Origin of the sequence: Rossellomorea sp. NRS-1567, assembly GCF_050467885.1 — a bacterium.
Taxonomy (GTDB): domain Bacteria; phylum Bacillota; class Bacilli; order Bacillales; family Bacillaceae_B; genus Rossellomorea; species Rossellomorea aquimaris_C.
Window position 1 is genome coordinate 26,568 of record NZ_JBITPL010000024.1, and the last position, 16,966, is coordinate 43,533.

At 45.6% G+C, this 16,966-nt stretch carries 18 protein-coding genes; 3 read left to right on the forward strand and 15 right to left on the reverse strand.

Annotation, left to right across the window (positions count from 1 at the left end):
• Positions 1-5: 5 nt before the first annotated feature.
• The 3 genes from ACIFOD_RS16590 to ACIFOD_RS16600 are packed head-to-tail and all read right to left on the reverse strand — an operon-like array spanning position 6 to position 2,508.
• The gene (locus ACIFOD_RS16590) at positions 6-1,097 is read right to left on the reverse strand and encodes an ABC transporter permease (RefSeq protein ID WP_430315549.1); all 1,092 of its coding nucleotides are present in this window, start codon (positions 1,095-1,097) and stop codon (positions 6-8) included.
• Positions 1,094-2,020 carry an ABC transporter ATP-binding protein gene (locus tag ACIFOD_RS16595; protein WP_430315550.1) on the reverse strand — a complete coding sequence of 309 codons (927 nt, stop codon included), beginning with the start codon at positions 2,018-2,020 and terminating at the stop codon, positions 1,094-1,096. The genes ACIFOD_RS16590 and ACIFOD_RS16595 overlap by 4 nt, the downstream gene beginning before the upstream one ends.
• A gap of 59 nt (positions 2,021-2,079) precedes the next feature.
• The gene (locus ACIFOD_RS16600; RefSeq protein ID WP_430315551.1) at positions 2,080-2,508 is read right to left on the reverse strand and encodes a DUF6526 family protein; all 429 of its coding nucleotides are present in this window, start codon (positions 2,506-2,508) and stop codon (positions 2,080-2,082) included.
• A 269-nt stretch (positions 2,509-2,777) separates the two neighbouring features.
• Between ACIFOD_RS16600 and ACIFOD_RS16605 the strand changes: the two genes are divergently transcribed.
• Positions 2,778-2,969: a hypothetical protein gene (locus tag ACIFOD_RS16605; protein ID WP_430315552.1), complete on the forward strand. Its 192-nt coding sequence runs from the start codon at positions 2,778-2,780 to the stop codon at positions 2,967-2,969.
• A gap of 113 nt (positions 2,970-3,082) precedes the next feature.
• On the opposite strand, the gene abc-f is transcribed toward ACIFOD_RS16605, so the two are convergent.
• From abc-f to ACIFOD_RS16620, 3 genes are all read right to left on the reverse strand, one after another.
• On the reverse strand, positions 3,083-4,714 hold the full coding sequence (gene abc-f / locus ACIFOD_RS16610) for a ribosomal protection-like ABC-F family protein (protein WP_430315553.1): 1,632 nt from the start codon (positions 4,712-4,714) through the stop codon (positions 3,083-3,085).
• 337 nt (positions 4,715-5,051) lie between these two features.
• Positions 5,052-5,765: a DUF421 domain-containing protein gene (locus ACIFOD_RS16615; protein WP_430315554.1), complete on the reverse strand. Its 714-nt coding sequence runs from the start codon at positions 5,763-5,765 to the stop codon at positions 5,052-5,054.
• Between the two features lie 13 nt (positions 5,766-5,778).
• Positions 5,779-6,477, reverse strand: coding sequence for a YetF domain-containing protein (locus ACIFOD_RS16620; RefSeq protein ID WP_430315555.1), 699 nt, complete (start codon positions 6,475-6,477; stop codon positions 5,779-5,781).
• A gap of 254 nt (positions 6,478-6,731) precedes the next feature.
• On the opposite strand from ACIFOD_RS16620, the gene ACIFOD_RS16625 reads away from it, so the two are divergent.
• Positions 6,732-7,505: a TerC family protein gene (locus ACIFOD_RS16625; protein WP_430315556.1), complete on the forward strand. Its 774-nt coding sequence runs from the start codon at positions 6,732-6,734 to the stop codon at positions 7,503-7,505.
• Positions 7,506-7,560: 55 nt separating this feature from the next.
• Here the strand turns inward: ACIFOD_RS16625 and ACIFOD_RS16630 are convergent, their stop codons facing one another.
• From ACIFOD_RS16630 to ACIFOD_RS16640, 3 genes are all read right to left on the reverse strand, one after another.
• The gene (locus tag ACIFOD_RS16630) at positions 7,561-8,682 is read right to left on the reverse strand and encodes an NADH-dependent flavin oxidoreductase (protein WP_430315557.1); all 1,122 of its coding nucleotides are present in this window, start codon (positions 8,680-8,682) and stop codon (positions 7,561-7,563) included.
• 189 nt (positions 8,683-8,871) lie between these two features.
• Positions 8,872-10,269 (reverse strand): 23S rRNA (uracil(1939)-C(5))-methyltransferase RlmD, encoded by a 1,398-nt coding sequence (gene rlmD, locus ACIFOD_RS16635; RefSeq protein WP_430315558.1) that lies wholly within the window; start codon positions 10,267-10,269, stop codon positions 8,872-8,874.
• Between the two features lie 15 nt (positions 10,270-10,284).
• Positions 10,285-11,154: a DNA-3-methyladenine glycosylase family protein gene (locus tag ACIFOD_RS16640; protein WP_430315559.1), complete on the reverse strand. Its 870-nt coding sequence runs from the start codon at positions 11,152-11,154 to the stop codon at positions 10,285-10,287.
• A 132-nt stretch (positions 11,155-11,286) separates the two neighbouring features.
• Between ACIFOD_RS16640 and ACIFOD_RS16645 the strand changes: the two genes are divergently transcribed.
• The gene (locus tag ACIFOD_RS16645; protein ID WP_430315560.1) at positions 11,287-11,736 is read left to right on the forward strand and encodes a DUF4362 domain-containing protein; all 450 of its coding nucleotides are present in this window, start codon (positions 11,287-11,289) and stop codon (positions 11,734-11,736) included.
• 61 nt (positions 11,737-11,797) lie between these two features.
• Here ACIFOD_RS16645 and pdaA read toward each other — a convergent pair whose 3' ends face one another.
• The 6 genes from pdaA to ACIFOD_RS16675 form a co-directional block, all read right to left on the reverse strand.
• The gene (gene pdaA, locus ACIFOD_RS16650) at positions 11,798-12,574 is read right to left on the reverse strand and encodes a delta-lactam-biosynthetic de-N-acetylase (protein WP_430315561.1); all 777 of its coding nucleotides are present in this window, start codon (positions 12,572-12,574) and stop codon (positions 11,798-11,800) included.
• 105 nt (positions 12,575-12,679) lie between these two features.
• Positions 12,680-13,468 (reverse strand): DUF2935 domain-containing protein, encoded by a 789-nt coding sequence (locus tag ACIFOD_RS16655; protein ID WP_430315562.1) that lies wholly within the window; start codon positions 13,466-13,468, stop codon positions 12,680-12,682.
• A 297-nt stretch (positions 13,469-13,765) separates the two neighbouring features.
• A complete protein-coding gene (locus ACIFOD_RS16660) occupies positions 13,766-14,332 on the reverse strand; it encodes a DUF4825 domain-containing protein (protein WP_430315563.1) in 567 nt (188 codons plus the stop codon).
• Positions 14,333-14,453: 121 nt separating this feature from the next.
• Positions 14,454-16,010 carry a fumarate hydratase gene (locus tag ACIFOD_RS16665; protein WP_430315564.1) on the reverse strand — a complete coding sequence of 519 codons (1,557 nt, stop codon included), beginning with the start codon at positions 16,008-16,010 and terminating at the stop codon, positions 14,454-14,456.
• 84 nt (positions 16,011-16,094) lie between these two features.
• Positions 16,095-16,541 (reverse strand): GNAT family N-acetyltransferase, encoded by a 447-nt coding sequence (locus tag ACIFOD_RS16670; RefSeq protein WP_430315565.1) that lies wholly within the window; start codon positions 16,539-16,541, stop codon positions 16,095-16,097.
• 194 nt (positions 16,542-16,735) lie between these two features.
• Entirely contained in the window at positions 16,736-16,918 is a 183-nt protein-coding gene (locus ACIFOD_RS16675) for an SE1561 family protein (RefSeq protein ID WP_430315566.1), read from the reverse strand.
• Between the last annotated feature and the right edge of the window lie 48 nt (positions 16,919-16,966).

Below are 16,966 nucleotides of genomic sequence, written 5' to 3' on the forward strand. Positions count from 1 at the left end.
CTATTTTACTCCCACTTAAACACATAACTTGCCAGGGCAAACCCACCAACCAGCCAAGCACCCAATATCAGTGTCTCCGTACCCAATTCCAAAAACGGGGTACCAAGATTCATCGTCTCCCGCAACGCCGAACTCAGATGAGCGATCGGTAGCACCTTGACGATCGGCTGGATAAGATCCGGCATATTGTTGATCGGGAAGAACACGCCACCAAGGAACAGCATCGGAAACGTCACGAATCCCGCAATCGGTCCGGCACTTTCCGGATTCTTCGCCATGCCTGCGATGATAAAGCCGAGTGCCATAAACGCAAGGGTTCCTAGTATGATAAAGAAAATCATGGCAAGCCACGAACCTGCTACGTTGATGTTAAAGATGAGATCGGCAATCAGGACGACGAGCAATGCCTGGGTCCCGTTCAGCATCAGGCGCGCCGTGATCTGGGCCGCGATGAACGTGGATGCTTTCAATCTCGTCCCCTGCATTCTCCGGAGGATCCCCCGTTCACGCCAGGCGGAAATTTGACCTGCGACCCCGTTCATGTTGTTGCTCATGATCATCATGGCGACAATACCCGGTACAAGGAAATCAACATATCGAAGGTTCAGCGCCTCGATTCCTACTTTCTCGACCGTCACTAACGGCTTATAGTCAACCAGGTCCTTGCTGTATTGATCGATGATCCCGTTCACCACCGTCAATCCAAGCTCTGACGTGGTCAGGTTTTTTTCATTATAGTACACAGGAAGAGAGGAAGCCTCCTCCCCGTCTTTCAGGTTCGCTTCATAGCCTTTTGGGATTTCGATGAGAAGCTGGATATCACCCTTTTCAACGGCTTCTTTTCCCGTCTTGACGCTCTCATATTTCGTGGTCTCGAGTCCCTCATTTTTATAAAATAAGTCCTTTAAGTCCTTCGAAGCTTCAGATTGATCCCCGTCAATCATTCCTACTGTTAACGAGAGGGAATTTCCCCCGCCTGCAAAGGACCCGAGTGCCACCATCAGGATGACAGGAAAAAGTAAAGTGAAGAAAAGGACCTGCTTGTTTCGTCCAAAGATCCGTAATTGTGCCAAGGTTAACTGCCAATAAGCTCTCATGATTCCCGCAACTTCCTTCCTGTCATATGAATGAAAACATCCTCTAATGTCGCCTGGCGCGTCTGGAGGTCCTCGATTCTCAGATTGTGTTCCGTCGACACGGAAATCAGGGAGGTCAGCGCCAGCTGAAGCTCATCGGTATAGAGCTGGACGAAGGTATCCTTGATCGCCGCTTCCTCCACACCATCCATTTTCAAGAACCACTCCTGTTCAGGAGGATTGTTGAGATGGAATTCGATCGTACTCGTTGACTGCAGGGTTTTCACCAAATTCGTCGGCGTGTCAAGGGCGATCAATTCCCCTTGATCCATGATGCCGATGCGGTCACAGAGCACATGGGCTTCATCCATATAGTGCGTAGACAGAATCACCGTCTTCCCCCGCTCCTTCAGCCGCAGCACAATGTCCCACAACGTCCGTCTCGCCTGGGGATCCAGTCCCGTCGTCGGTTCATCCAGAAACACAATCTCCGGATCATGAATCAGCGCGAGTGCAATCGCAAGACGCTGCTTTTGCCCTCCCGAAAGTCCCTTAATCCGGTCCTTCCGCTTTTCGGTCAGGAGCATATCCTCAATCAGTTGATTGATATCCACATGACTCGGATAAAAGCTCGCATACAAATGAAGGATCTCCTCCACCTTGAGGAGCTCAAACAATGAGGTCGACTGAAGCTGAACCCCGATCACCTCTTTCACCTTATTCACTTCTTTCCTCACGTCGTATCCCGCAAGTGCGGCCGTCCCTTTATCGGGCTTACGTAGTCCCACGAGCATCTCGATCGTCGTCGTCTTCCCGGCACCATTCGGACCAAGCAAACCGAAGATCTCACCCTTCTCCACCTGGAACCGCACTCCCTTCACTGCCGTAAAGGAACCATATTTTTTCACTAAATCTTTTACATCCACCATGACTTCGTTTGGCATAACGAGCCTCCTTTAACAAAAATGTAACCGCCCAAGAGTGAGCGGTCCTTCTGTGTTGTTTATACGCGATGATGATCTGCACGCCAATTTTGTATCGTTTTTTTAATATCTTTGGCCGTTAAGTTCTCTGTTAATGTACGTTCCACTAATCCTGGAAATTCTTCATCAGGAGCAAATCGGAGCGCAATCATCTGCTTCATGGATAACCCGGCATCGGGTGGATTCCCCGTTAAGCGATAATAGCGGAAACTTTCCTCCGTGCGGATGATGCGATCCTGTAGCTGAAGAGCATAGGTTCTTAGCTTTATCCCTATAAGAGTGATCGTCAACACAACAAACAGCACCACAAAGCTGAGCAAAGTCTCTGTCCCGACATTCTTGACGAAAAACGTAATCGTCAGAATAAGTGTGATGAGTGATAATAGCGCAATCCCGACATGATAGACAGGATCGATCTTACTGTGGTTTTCATAGTTTTGCTGTTTCATATGTACCTCCTGAGGGTTATAGGTTTATTATAACTTAGTTGCGGAACAAAAAAAGAGCACACCTAAGAATATTATTCCGGTTTGAGATCTACCATTCCTATGAAATCTAAATCTTATTGGCACCAAGATCATTGGGCCATCCTATTTTGCGTATGCATTAACATCTATATTTTTCCATATGATAATGGTAAGATAGTAGCAGAAGCAACACCTGCAGGACGTTCACCCGCTTTTACCTAATAAGGTTCAAAAAAAGGAGGTTTTCAAAAATGGTTTGGTTATTCGTTTTGATTCCCTTATCCTTCATGGCCGGGGTCGTCATCGTGGGCAGCATCAAAGAAACGTACTTTTCTCAAGGCTATCTCACCGGTGATTGCTATGATACACACAAGAGTGAGGGCTATAAAGCTTATTGCCAGGGGCAGTCCCATCAATTCAAGTATTATACAGGCGGGCGGTAATTTGATAAGGAAGAGTAAAGAACCCTCCTGAAAATCCAGCTGTTAAAGATGGCTGTTTTCTTTCAAACAAAGGGACATTTCAATCGTTTTTATTCGATTGAAATGTCCCTTTGTTAGTTTATCTTATTTATTTGTTCCGTCAGCTCCTTGAACTTTCGATCCAGCTCAGCATACCCCTTATCCCCCGGCACCATAAAACTAAGCCTCCCTAATACTTCCTGCCTCTCCGTCTCAAGCTTCAACCGCCATTCTTCTTTGTCATCCCGTTCTGATACCGGTTCATTCAACTGCTTCTCGATGGTCCCATTCTGGATAACAAGCTTGATTTTCGTCGTTTTCTCAAGGAAGTACCGGTCATGGGACACGACGATCAAAGTTCCATTATACTTCGAAAGGGTGTCCTCCAGCTGTTCACGGGAGGCCAAATCGAGATGATTCGTCGGCTCATCGAGGATCAGCACATCCCGTTCCTCCAGTATATACTTCATCAGCTTGCACTTTACGCGCTCACCCATGCTCATATTCCTGATTGGTTCCCGCCAGTGGGACGTCTGGAATCCCAGGTGCTTCATGAGCGTCTGGACTTTCCCTCTCTCCTCGAATGTTTCCTTATGGAAAAGCTGCTCGGGCGTTTCCTCAAGGGGAAGGTCGAACACTTCCTGCGTCAGATAACCGATCTCTGCAGATGGTGAAATCCATACATCCCCGTCAGCCGCTTCCTGCCCCAGGATTACCTTCAATAATGTCGTCTTGCCGCTTCCATTCGGTCCGATGATCGACACCTTTTCCCCATGCTGGATCGTGAAATTGGCATTTCTGAATAGTATCCGTCCCTCAAATGCTTTCGTCAGATTCTTCACTTCCAAGAACCGCTTTCCTGTCTTATGCGTCGCCTTAAGCGAAAATCGCACAGAATGTTCTTCCTCAACCGCTTCCACTTTTGCTTTCTCAAGCTCTTTTTCCAGACGCTTCTGCTTCGATTTCACCTGGCTGTCCGTCCGCTTCGCTTTTACCCGGTAGTATTCTTTATATCCTTCCTGTTTGGTGGACTGGGCGTGGGCTTTTTTTGACCATGACGAGAGCTCTTTCATCTGACTTTCAATCCGGGCCACCATCTTCTGCTGCTGCTCATATTCACGCTGCTGCGTAAGCCGTCTCTGTTTCCGTGCCTCCATGTAGCTCGAATAATGGCCCCGGTGCTCAATCAGCTTCCCATGTTCGATCGCCCAGATCTTTGTCACCGCTTCATCTAAAAAATACCGGTCATGGGAAACGAGAATGATCGTCCCTTTATACTCCTTGATCTGATTCATCAGGAGTTCCATGCTCCCGTGATCCAGGTGGTTCGTCGGTTCATCCAATAGAAGAAGGTCGGTATTCTTCGTAAACCCTTTTGCAAGTCGTGCCTTCAGCTTTTCCCCTCCGCTCAGCTGCTGGAACTCATGATTTGGCACATTCCATTTTTCCAAAAGCATGGCTTCAGAAGGTGTCGCGTCGTAAAAGGAATAGGACTCCGTTTCCTGCTCGACCATATCGATGTTCAAGTCATGCTGCAGCCACTGGATGGTACCTTCGGAAGGCATTAAGTCCCCGTGAATCAACTGAAGAAGCGTCGACTTCCCGGCGCCATTCTGCCCGATGATCCCGATGACATCCCCTTCCTGTACACCCGCATTGACCCCTTCAAAGATAGGCTGATCCATCATTTCATAGCTTATATTCACTAACTTCATAAATTCTCTCATACCATCTTCCCCTCTCATCAAAGGGAGAACAAAAAAAATCCTCCCGATTTCTCTGGAAGGATTAGCCGTACCTGTCGCGCTCAAAGAAAGCCATTTGGAAAGCTATGGCTCAGACGATGTATAAAAATGGGCAGACTAATCCTATTTTGGTTGATTTGAAATATGGAATTTCAAACGTCGCGAAAATAAGATCAGTACTTCATCGTCCACCCATCACTCCTGTCATATTTAGTAAATTCACTATACCATGAAATGAATCATTATGGCAAAAGGAAAAATGAACTTCCGCCATTCGCTGTTACCTATTCGTTTAGAACATTTGAAATAAGGTCAACTTTTAGTTATTTTCATTCTTTAATACATACAATTTCTTTGATTTATTCATAGTACCCAAAAAGACTTCATTAATATCTGAAATGTTCTCTTTAAACAACTGACTCATTAGCCATCCTTCGTCTACTTGAAATTCCTTTAAGTTCTCATGTACGATTTGACCTTCATTTATGACGACGAGGGGGATTTCAGTTGCACTTACAGGGAGGTTCATGTCCTTGGGTGTCACATGGGATTCCCGATTGTATTTCATGACGGATATAAACCCGTTTGGCTCCAAGATGGCATATTTGACCTGGCTTACATCGAAGACGTCGTTTACCCGGAGTTCAGATAGCAGCAGCTCGACATTGATAAATTGCCGCTTTAGATTTTTCAGGACAACCCTTCCATTATCGATCAGGATTGCAGGCTTCCCATTAAAGAAGAAGCTGAACCTTCTATTTTTCAGTGAAATCAGGCTGAACACGATGTGCCAAAAGAATAAAGTCAACAACGGAACCAGCATATAAGTAAACGATACCTTTCCATCCAACAAGGGAGATACCGTAATGGCACCAAGAATCCAAATGAGTGCAAAATCATATGTAGTCAATTGACTTATGGCTCGCCTTGATACCAACCTGCCCACAAAGAACCCAACAACACCTACAATCAGTGTTCTGATTAAATATCCAAATAATGAAATTTCTTCAATCACTCCAAATACATCAGGCAATGAAAGATCCTCCTTAATGAATGAACAATTCATTCTGTTCGGTTATAAGACCAAGATTGACCTCTGCAATATCCGTTACATTCTGTTCTTTTAATTGGAAGTAAACCCAGTCTATACTAAGATGTTTCTCCTTCATTATTTTTCTATCAACCTTTCCGTCATAAATCAAAATCTTAGTGAGTTCTTTCGTTGTCATTGGAATACCCATAGTGGATTTCGTGACCGGTAAGGAATGGCTATCTTTCGCCACACTGAAATCTCCGTTCGGTTCTGCAATGACATATTCGACGTTTTGCAAATCAAAGACATTCTTCTTTCTTAATATAGATAACAAATTATCGAGGGTAAGCATGGCCCTCCTTAAATCTCCTTTATTCACTTTACCTTTTTTCACGAGGACTTTCTGTTTCTTAGAAGCAATGTATGGTGATACCTTTATGTAACTAAAAGAGACCAATAAGATGATCAAAATATAAACAAATGTAATCGCAATCGCATCAATTGGCCGTGACGCAGGCTGCACCATTCTCGATGCGGCGATGTGACTAATACCGGCAGCCACCAGGAAATTATAAGGAGTCACAATACCTGGCTGTCGAAATCCCAACGATTTGTCTGCTAAAAAAAGAACAAAATACAAAATCGTAGTCCTGAGAAATAATTCCAGATAGTTAAGCTCTTCCGCTTCAAAAAGTAATTTTTCCCACTCCAAGATAATCCATCTCCTTATTAACCCTAGATGATTAATTAATGGGGTATGTTTATTAGTATTTGAGGTATTTCACTAAAGAATACCCATTCATTCTATTACCGTTTTCTTTGAACGGATTACGCCTCGTAGTTTTCTCTCATAAAAATCTAATGTCCTTAAAGTATCAGATGCAAAATAAGTGGTAAGATAAACACTGTGGACTTATTTTCAAAAGGATAACATCACTGCCTTTTCACTAGGAAGGAGTTTTACGTTTGGAATCAATCTGGTTAGAATACGGATGGACATTACTGATCCTTATCGGCCTTGAAGGCTTGTTATCAGCGGATAATGCCCTTGTCCTCGCCGTCATTGCGAAACATTTGCCCGACGAGGAGAAGAAAAGGGCCATCAAATACGGGATCTTCCTCGCATTTGCCTTCCGATTTGGTGCACTATTTGCGATTTCCTTTATCGCAAACGTCTGGCAAATCCAGGCGATCGGTGCAGCCTACCTTCTTTACCTGGGCTTAAAGCATGTCATCAAAGCACGGTTTGGAAAAGAGAATGAGAATATCCGTGAAGATACAGAAGAAGATGCGGCCGGTAAAGGCTTCTGGCCGACAGTAGGAAAGATTGCGTTGGCAGACCTTGCCTTTGCGATTGATTCGATTCTCGCTGCCGTGGCTCTTGCCCTTGGTCTCCCTGATTCTCCCCTTGATGATTTTGGAGGGATGGATGGAGGGCAATTTATCATTGTTGTCCTCGGAGGAATTGCCGGGCTGATCTTGATCAAATATGCCGCAACCTGGTTTGTGCAGCTGCTTGAAAAGCGCCCTGCTTTAGAGACAACCGCCTATGCCATTGTTGCCTGGGTCGGGGTGAAGCTGGCGGTCATTACACTGGCTCATGAAGATATTCATATCCTGGATCACGATTTCCCTCACAGTACCCTTTGGACCCTCATTTTCTATGGTGTTCTTGTGGGGATTGCTTTGTTTGGGTGGTTCGCACCGGGAAACAAAGAATCTCAGCATAGTGAAAGTTAAATAAAAGAAATGCCCTGTGAATCTTCACAGGGCATTTCTTTTCAAGACTGGCTCCCTACACTCCCGGGAACCAGCCAGGCGTATTCACAATTGCATTCCATAACGGATCGGGAACGACCAATTCTTCCTGTTTCCCTTTATCTATCTCCGTCACAATGTCATCTTCTCTTCCTTCTTCTATCTTCTTCAGCCAATCGGGATCAATGATCAGTTCACGACCAAGGGCCAATAGCGGAACGCCTGTATTGAACGCTTTATGTGCATCGTCGGCAGAGTAGATCGAGCCTACACCGATCAGTGGTGTACGGTCACCGATCGTTTCCAATAGATAGTCCATTCTTGTTTTTTCAACGTCCTCCACGCCTCTTCTTGGCTTCGAGAAGAACTCGAACAGGGAAACGTGAAGATAATCAAGGTCCTTGTCTGCAAGGGCATCTACAAGGGTAAGGGTGTCACCCATCGTGAATCCATTGTCTTCAGGCTCCTCAGGTGAGAAACGGTATCCAACTAGGAACGATGGATCCGCATGCTCAGCGACCACACTCTTCACCTTATCCACGATGGCAAGCGGGAACGTCATCCGTTTTTCCAGACTGCCGCCATAACGGTCTTCACGATGATTTGTCATCGGGGAAAAGAATTGATGGATCAGATAACCGTTCGCTCCGTGGATCTCAACGCCATCATATCCCGCTTCTATCGCTCGGCGGGTCGTCTCACCGAAAGCATCGATGATATTCTCGATCTCTGCTTCTGATAATGCTCTCGCTTTCTTCTCACCGTTCTCACCCGTTACGTCACTGGCGCTCACAACATCCCCATCTGGAACCAGATCCGGTGGACATTGTACACCTCCGTGGAAAATCTGGAGGACTGCTTTAGCGCCCTGATCCTTTATTCCCTTTGCCAAACGTTCAAGGCTTGGGATCATTTCATCAGAGTCCCCGCCAAACTCACCCGGGAATCCCTTTCCATCAGGCGTTACATATGTGCAAGCCGTGATCACCATGCTGACATCCTTGGAACGTCTCGCATAGTAAGTAACCTCTGCATCCGTAACGTTACCCTGCTCATCCGATGAGAAGTTCGTCATCGGTGCCATGATGATGCGGTTCTTTAATTCGACTCCGTTTTTGAAAGTATAGGGGGATAATAGCTCTTTATATTTATTGTTCATGATTTTGCCTCCTTGTGGTTGTTCAAGGGACATCTTAATAGATGTATAGGTTTTTGACCAGACTTCTGCTCGAAGGATGTGCTTTGGCTACTGCGTCAATAACTTACCATTTGAAAAAAGGCATCCCTCAACGACAGAGGGATGCCCTTTTATTCAAGTGTTGTTTTTTTCCATCTACTCAAAGAAATTCTATTTGAGAACCAGCCTCGCCACAACCTCCACATGCGCGGTCTGCGGGAACATATCCACCGGCTGCAAGTATTCTACCCGATACTGTTTCTTCAAATAATCAATGTCCTTCGCCAGAGTCGATGGGTTGCAGGAAACATACACGAACGTCTTCGGTTTTACTTCTTTCAGCGTATCAAGAAGCTTGTTGTCGCAACCGGTTCTTGGCGGATCGACCACGACGACATCAGGACGCCAGCCTTCGTTTTTCCATTTTGGCATGAGAGTTTCGGCACCGCCGACGAAGTATTCGGCATGACTCACTCCAAATTTCTTTGCGTTCTTCTTCGCATCATCGATTCCTTCCTTGATTACATCCATTCCGCGGATTTCTTTCGCTCCTTTAGCAAGCCATAATCCGATGGTACCGACGCCACAGTAGGCATCGATGACTTTTTCTTCACCAGTGAGGGCAGCTGCTTTTTTCGCTTCATTATATAGCTTACTCGTCTGGATCGGGTTGAGCTGGAAGAATGCACGTGCCGATAGCTCGTAGGTGAACTCTTCGAGGCGCTCTTCGATACTTTCTTTCCCTGATAGATGGATCGTTTCATCTCCGAATATGAGTGCCGTTTTTTTCGGGTTGATGTTTTGGGCGATGGAAACGACTTCCGGTAGTCGTTTCTGGATCTCATTGATCAACAATTCCTTGCGGGGGATTTTTTTCTCAGACGTTACGAGTACCACCTGAACTTCCCCTGTTTCAAACCCGACACGTGTGACGATCGTTTTCAGGATCGGCTTCTTCTTTTTATCATCAAAGACAGGGATGTTGAAGTCGTTAATGATACACTTGATTTCCGTTGTTACTTTATTCGTAAGCGGGTGCTGCACGATACATTCGTCGATGTCGATCAGCTTGTTTGAGTTCATGCTGTATAGGCCTGCGATAGCCTTGCCGTTTTGAGTCCCCACTTGGAATTGGCTTTTGTTCCGGTAATGCCATGGATTGTCCATTCCAATCGTCGGACGGATGTCCAGGTCTTCCAATCTAAGCTTCGTGTGACGCTCGAGGGATTGAAGCAGGATGTCCCGTTTTGCATCCAGCTGCCCTTCATATGAGAGATGCTGAAGCTGACAGCCTCCACACTGCTCGTATACCGGGCATGGAGCTTTGGTACGCTGCGGTGACTTCTTACGGATCTTCTTGATGCGGGCTTCGGTGAATTTCGGGTGGACCTTGGTCACTTCCACCACCACTTCTTCCCCTGCAAGGGCCCCGGGTACGAAGACGATCTTTCGTTTAAAAAAACCGACTCCTTCACCGTTGATGCCGATTTTTTTTATGGTCAGAGGAAACTGTTGTTTCAGCTCGATTTTCACTTCATTGTGCTGCTTTTTTTCGTATTGCTTTTTCATTGGTTCACGTCCGTTCTATTCGATACTTCTCCATAAATACAAGGATGCATAGCTTAAATAAGGATGCCAGGATGTGCTGAATTGGTCAAGCTCGTCCATGGTCGGTTTCTGTTCCATTTGGAATAATTTCTTGATGGCGTTTTGGATGCCGATATCCGCTTTCGGGAAGAGATTCGGCCGACCCAGTCCGAATAACAGGAAGCTTTGGGCTGTCCATGGGCCGATGCCCCGGATTTTGGTAAGTTCCTTGATGACTTCTTCGTCCGGCTGCTGGGCTAATTTGTCCAGGTCCAGTTCGCCGTTCGATACCTTTTGCCCGATGCCGATCGCATATTCCGCTTTCCGCTGACTGAATTGCAGCTCCCGCAGTTGTTCCACAGTGAGCCCGGCTACTTTTTCCGGTGATGGATAGAACCAGACCCCGGCCTTTTGCCAGCCATATTTCGTGACAAAACGATGGGTCAGGGTAAAGGCGAATTTCAGGTTCAGCTGCTGATGGATGATGCTTTTGATAATCGTCGCAAACGGGTCGAATTCCAGGATGATCGGCGTCCCGATATGCTCCTCGAAAATGGGCTTCAGATCGGTCTGCAGGAAGTGCTGATGCATGTCGCGGAGACCGGTGTGCCACTGGAAAATGTCCGAGATTCGTCTCTGCTTCTCTTCAAGGTTTTCTTCGTTTTCAAACGTCATGCTGAATTCAGGCTGATCCGTGGTGCCTGTCGCCTGAACCTTGATGACCTCCCCTTTCCCATCAGGGAGATAGTAGGGAACCTTCACGCTTCGGTCTTCCTGATCCACTGCGTTCAACGGATCCAGCGCCAGCCTCTCCAGTACCCGGTCAAAATCATACGGACCTTCAACCTTAACATTCCTTATCACCATCGTCCTCATCCTTCCGCACAAAACTTGTATGTGTATTATAGCATACCGTGGGTGTAACACCTCAACGTTGTCGTTCGTCTAATACAATAGCTGAGGGACGGACCTCATGGAATTTCTGAAAGGGATGATTTGGTGGTGAAGAGATGGATGATGGCTGGTTTGTTCCTTTTATTCTGTGTTGGTGGTTGTGAGGAGCCTGGTGATCAGGTGGAGACTCAAGTAGGGAAACAAGCGGGGGCTTATGAGCCTGTGGAGACAGATATAGTGAATACTCATGGGAATGTAGAGAATATGGAGAGGTTTGAAGAGTTTTATGAGAATGTGGTGGATGATGTGGAGGATCGCATTCGGATTGTTACTTATACTGAAGAAGGTGATCCTATCTTACATGACCTCGATTATGACGGGAATGTACTTCATTCCGTTCGGGACTCACGCCGGGATACGTTTGGTAGGGGTGAGATTGTAGAGATGTCCTGCGAGAATATAGAGTATATACAAAATGGGAAAATGGCGGACAATATGTACAAGTTGGCCGATTGTGACCGGAAGGATGCCGATCACAGTGTGCTTTGGTACTAATGAGTTCAGGGACGGACCTCAATTCCTAGGACCAGGTCCTAGGAATGAAGGTCCGTCCCTCTTATTTTTTCATCATTGGATTTTCATCAAGGCTTTTGAAGGTGTAGCCTCTTTTCTTTAGGTCTTTTATTGCTTTTTCCATGGCGTCTGCGTTGTCTTTGGAGACGGAGTGCAGAAGGATGATCGCTCCTGGATGGGCTTGGGCCATGATATTGTCGTACGAGTATTGCCAGCCTCTTTGCTGATCGGTTTTCCAATCGATGAAGGCGACTGACCAAAAGACGTGGGTGTAGCCTTCTTCTTTCGCTATTTGAAGTGTACGTTCAGAGAATACGCCTCTTGGGGGACGCAGGTATTTCATTTCTTTCTGACCGGTTAGTTCTTTCGTTTTCACTTTTACTTTCTCCAGCTCTTCCCGGATTTTCTGATCGGAGCTTGCTGTGAAGTCCGGGTGATGCCAGGAATGGTTCCCTACGATGTGCCCTTCTTTCACCATTCGCTTGACCAGGTCTTCAGCGCTTAGTAAATAGTGACCTGTTACGAAGAAGGTGGCTGGCACTTTTTCCTGTTTCAACACATCAAGGATCTGTCCTGTGTAGCCATTTTCATACCCATTATCAAAGGTTAGATACAGGACTTTTTTATCCGGTGACCCCTTGTAAAAGGCGTCATATTTCTCAAGCAGCCGATCATGCTGTGCTCCTGCTTCTGCAGGAACTTCATTCTGACTCTTCTTAAATCCCCAGCCAATCGGATTATTCGAAACTGCATAAGCTTGTGCCGGGATGAGTAATACTAAGATTGACGCTATAATCAACACTTTTAGTGAATTCCGCAAAATTGAACCCTTCTTTCACTTCCGTTTCCCTTAGTTTTTGAGAAGGGAGAGGATTCATGTGTACTAAAAGTATCCAATATTAAATCGGTTATCATTCTGCAACGTTTATTTCGTTTGCAAACTCGCTTCAAACAGATCGATGATTTCCAGAAATCTTTCTGCTTCCCTAAATGTGTGGTCAGCCAGAAGTGGATGGATATTACTTTTGATTCTGCATTCTTCAATTAATTCTCTTGCAGTTTTCTTGAAATCACGTAATGACTTAACTGAAACCTTATTTTGATTCAGGAATTGGTTCAACATCGGCTTCGTTTCGGATTGTGGACGCATGGAGTCTAAATCAATCGCTTGAAAAACTAGTTGGTCGAAATCCTGGCTGAACTCTCTCGCCTGTTCAACTAATTTCCGTTCGGAAGGATCCAATAGATGTCCGATAAATTTTGCGTGATCGGCCATGATTTTCAGGAAGAATACGTTTTCCTGTATTATTGAATCCTGTTCAGGTACAAGTTTCCCTTCATTCAATTCCTGCAGACGTTTGGCAAAGAATGCTGCCTCCCTGCTAATATGATCCACCAACAATGGATAATTATTAGAACGGATTTCACATCTCAATGTCAAACCTAATATTTTCCGCTTATAGTTCCAAATCGCAGCTGCCGCTTGATAAACTTCGCTGTTAAATGCCTGAATTTGTCGCACATCCGTGTTGATGGAGTATTTATTCAGCTTCTCCTCGATTCTTTCAAAAACCGTAATGAACTGCTGTGCTTCTTCAATTAATTGCTTTTGATCATATGTGAATCCCAAGCTCAGAAACAACGCATGCTCCTTCATAATTCTCGACCAGAATTGAATCTCATCTAAAGATCGAGCCACGATCGGATTTGTCATATGTTCTTCCCCCTCCACTCTCACTCTTCCCCCTCATACTTATGTAGATGTATTTAAGATAATACTTTAAATATGTTAAATTCACGTAATTCAAAAGGAAAAAGCAAAAAGATTCCTTCTTTTGGTAAAAGGAATCTTCGAAAGGGACTGACAGTAGCATGAAGTTTAGATGTTATCTATCTTGTATCACAATAAAGGTTCTACAAAGGTTTCGGTTTGTACCTGGAATATGTCTCAGGTCATCCTGATATTTCACTTTAATCGAATTGAGACTAGCTTCGACTAAAGGTCCGTCCCTCACTCAAAAAACGTCTGATACTTCGTGGCCATTTCGGTCAGTTTTCCATTGTGTTCATCGATGAATTGAGATACGATCTTTTTGTCCCAGATGGCCTCTCCTGTTGGGAATTCTTCAAATTCATCCTGGAGGTTCTTGACCATTTTGTCCCTTGAAACGGATACCATGGATTGGTCTACTTGGAAGTGGTATTCCCGAGCATTCGGAACGAGAAGGGTCAGGTAGATGGCGTTGTAATAAAAGTTCTTCCGGTCGGCGTGATTACCGTCAAACCAAAACTCATCCACGTCACTTTCAGAAAGGCTCCCTTCTTTATTACCATAAGTCACCTTCACCATTTCCCCTGAAAGATCAATTTCCTGAATGGTTTCTCCACCAGGTAATTCCTGAAGGATCGCACTGACCTTGGAGTTATCCCCTACATAGGTTCCGCTGTTTTCTTTTAACATATCAACGTTTACATCTTCAATTGAAGTAATATTCGATTTTTCACTATTACTTGCACACCCAGTTAAGAACACCATCAAGGAAAGAAACAACATGCTCACTAATTTATTGAAAATCATCATAGCCCTCCAGCTCCTGTTTGTATGTAATACGAAAAACATGTCTTTATGGTTTCATATTTTAACATAAATACCCAATAGAAAAACCACCCCGCATCTTTCACGAGGTGGTTCCATTTCCTTATTTAAAAACAGGCTCTTTAAACTGAGCTAATTTTTCCAATGACGATTTATCCACTTCTTCATGCAGGCTGTTACCATGGGAATCCATCGTCACAACCGCTGTGAAGCCTTCCACATTCAGGTGCCACATGGCTTCAGGAATACCGAACTGCATCAGATCCACTCCGTCTACACCCTTGATACAATCTGCGTAGTACTGAGCCGCTCCACCGATGGCATTCAGGTACACTCCGCCATGATCTTTCAAGGCAGCAAGGGTTTTCGGACCCATTCCGCCTTTTCCGATGACCGCCCGGATTCCGAAACGCTTCATGATGTCCCCTTGATAAGGCTCCTCACGAATCGATGTTGTCGGACCAGCCGCTTTCACGTGCCAGTTGCCTTCATCGTCCTTCAGCATGACCGGACCACAGTGATAGATGATTTGACCGTCAAGATCAACTGGTGCATCGTTGTCGCTCAAGTGTTTATGGATCGCATCACGGCCGGTGTACATACGGCCGTTGATATGAACCACATCTCCCACCTTCAGCTCACGAATTTTTCCTTCCGTAATCGGTGCTTCCAGTACGACTACGTTTGGCTGTTCTCCAGAAGAAGCCGCTGCCGTTTCAAGCTCAGCCTCTGAACCTTGAGTAAGGTCGATCTTCTCGCCTTCCTGGTAGAACCATTCGTCGATACCGCCTGATTCAACATCAAGCTTCACGCCTAAACGACGGAATGCCCAACAGTTATACGCAACGGATACGAAAAAGCTGGCAGGGATACGATTCATGACGCCGACTTTACAGCCAAGCAGAGTCGTTTCGCCGCCGAATCCCATCGTGCCGATTCCAAGCTCATTTGCATGTTCCATCACATACTCTTCTAACTTACGAAGATCTTCATTCGCATTCACGTCATCAACGGAACGGAATAATTGTTCTTTTGCCAGGTCGTAGCCTGAAGAACGGTCTCCCCCGATTCCAACGCCGATGAAGCCGGCACTGCACCCTTGTCCCTGGGCCTGATACACCGAATGCATCACGCATTTACGGATTCCATCCAGGTCACGTCCGGCACGGCCCAGACCTTCAAGTTCACACGGAAGGCTGTACTGGATATTTTTATTTTCACAACCGCCGCCTTTTAAGATCAGGCGCGCATCAATGTAATCCTTTTCCCACTGCTCGAACTTGATGACCGGTGTCCCTAAGCCCAGATTGTCCCCTGAGTTTGCTCCAGTCAATGAATCAACGGAGTTTGGACGAAGCTTTCCGTCCTTCGTCGCCTGTACCATCGCAGCATAGATCGCTTCTTTGATTTCAAGCTGATTCACGCCGACCGGTGTTTTTATTTTAAAAGTCGGAAGTCCCGTATCCTGACAAATCGGTGATACATTGTCATCCGCCATCTTTACGTTATTTGAAATCGTGTCCAAGCTCATCGACGAACGCGTACCGGCGTTCTCACGGGCTTTCGCCGACCGGATCGCACGTCTGACATCCTTTGGCAGGTTCGTGGATGTTTCCACAATCAAATCGTACATACTTTGCTGTAATGTCTCTTTATTCATCGTTCTCCCCCTCTAAAGATCTCAATAACAGTCTTAATTTTCATACATCATTATACTCCTATAAGAATAAGATTGAAAGGGATTTCACAATGGAATTTCCTTCTCGAAATAACACGAAACCTCATCTTCATCCTTATAGATGTACCCGTTGTTTTGGTAAAATCGGATGGCGTCCGACCACTGTTTGTTCGTTTCGAGGATGAGGCTGCGAGCACCATGGGAGTGTGCTTTTTCTTCCAGAAATTTGAGCATGGTGCACCCGAGACCACGTTTCCTGTAGGGGGATTGGACTGACATTCTCACAATCTGATACGTATCTGGTGATTCTTTTCGGATGGCGCCTGTGCAGATGATGTCGTTGTTCTCTATTCCTATAAAAAAATGATGGTCCGTCCCATCATACTCTCCTGAAATATCACGGATATCGGGATTCAAGCTGTGGTCGATGAATCCGAATCGCTCGAGGAAACCGGACAGGATCACGTCTTTGGCTGCCTGGCATTGGTGTTTTTCGATGGGTGTGATGATCATGGGGATGGATCGCTCCTTTAATAGATGGTTTTGTATTAAAGTTAGACGTTTATGCGGGGATTTCCTGCTTGTGCATGCTTGTCTTATGGACTGCATATGATGGAGAGGGGGGTTATCGACCGATCTATCTTGAGGGACGGACCTTTCAAGGAGGTCCGTCCCTCCAAAAAAAATAAGAGCCCCATCCAGGACTCCTACTCACTCTTTTTAAATTGCTCGCATTTTACTTCTATATCATCGATCATGGCAATAAGGCGATCGATATCGTCTATATCCGCTTGTTCGGGATCGATTGAGTCCAGAACGTCGACGAACAGGTTCAGGCGTTGTTTTAAATAGCTTACTTGTAAGTCTTTATCGTTGATTGCTTTACCCAAGAGTTCTCTCTCCTTTCAATACGTTTACTATGGTAACCAATAACTTTC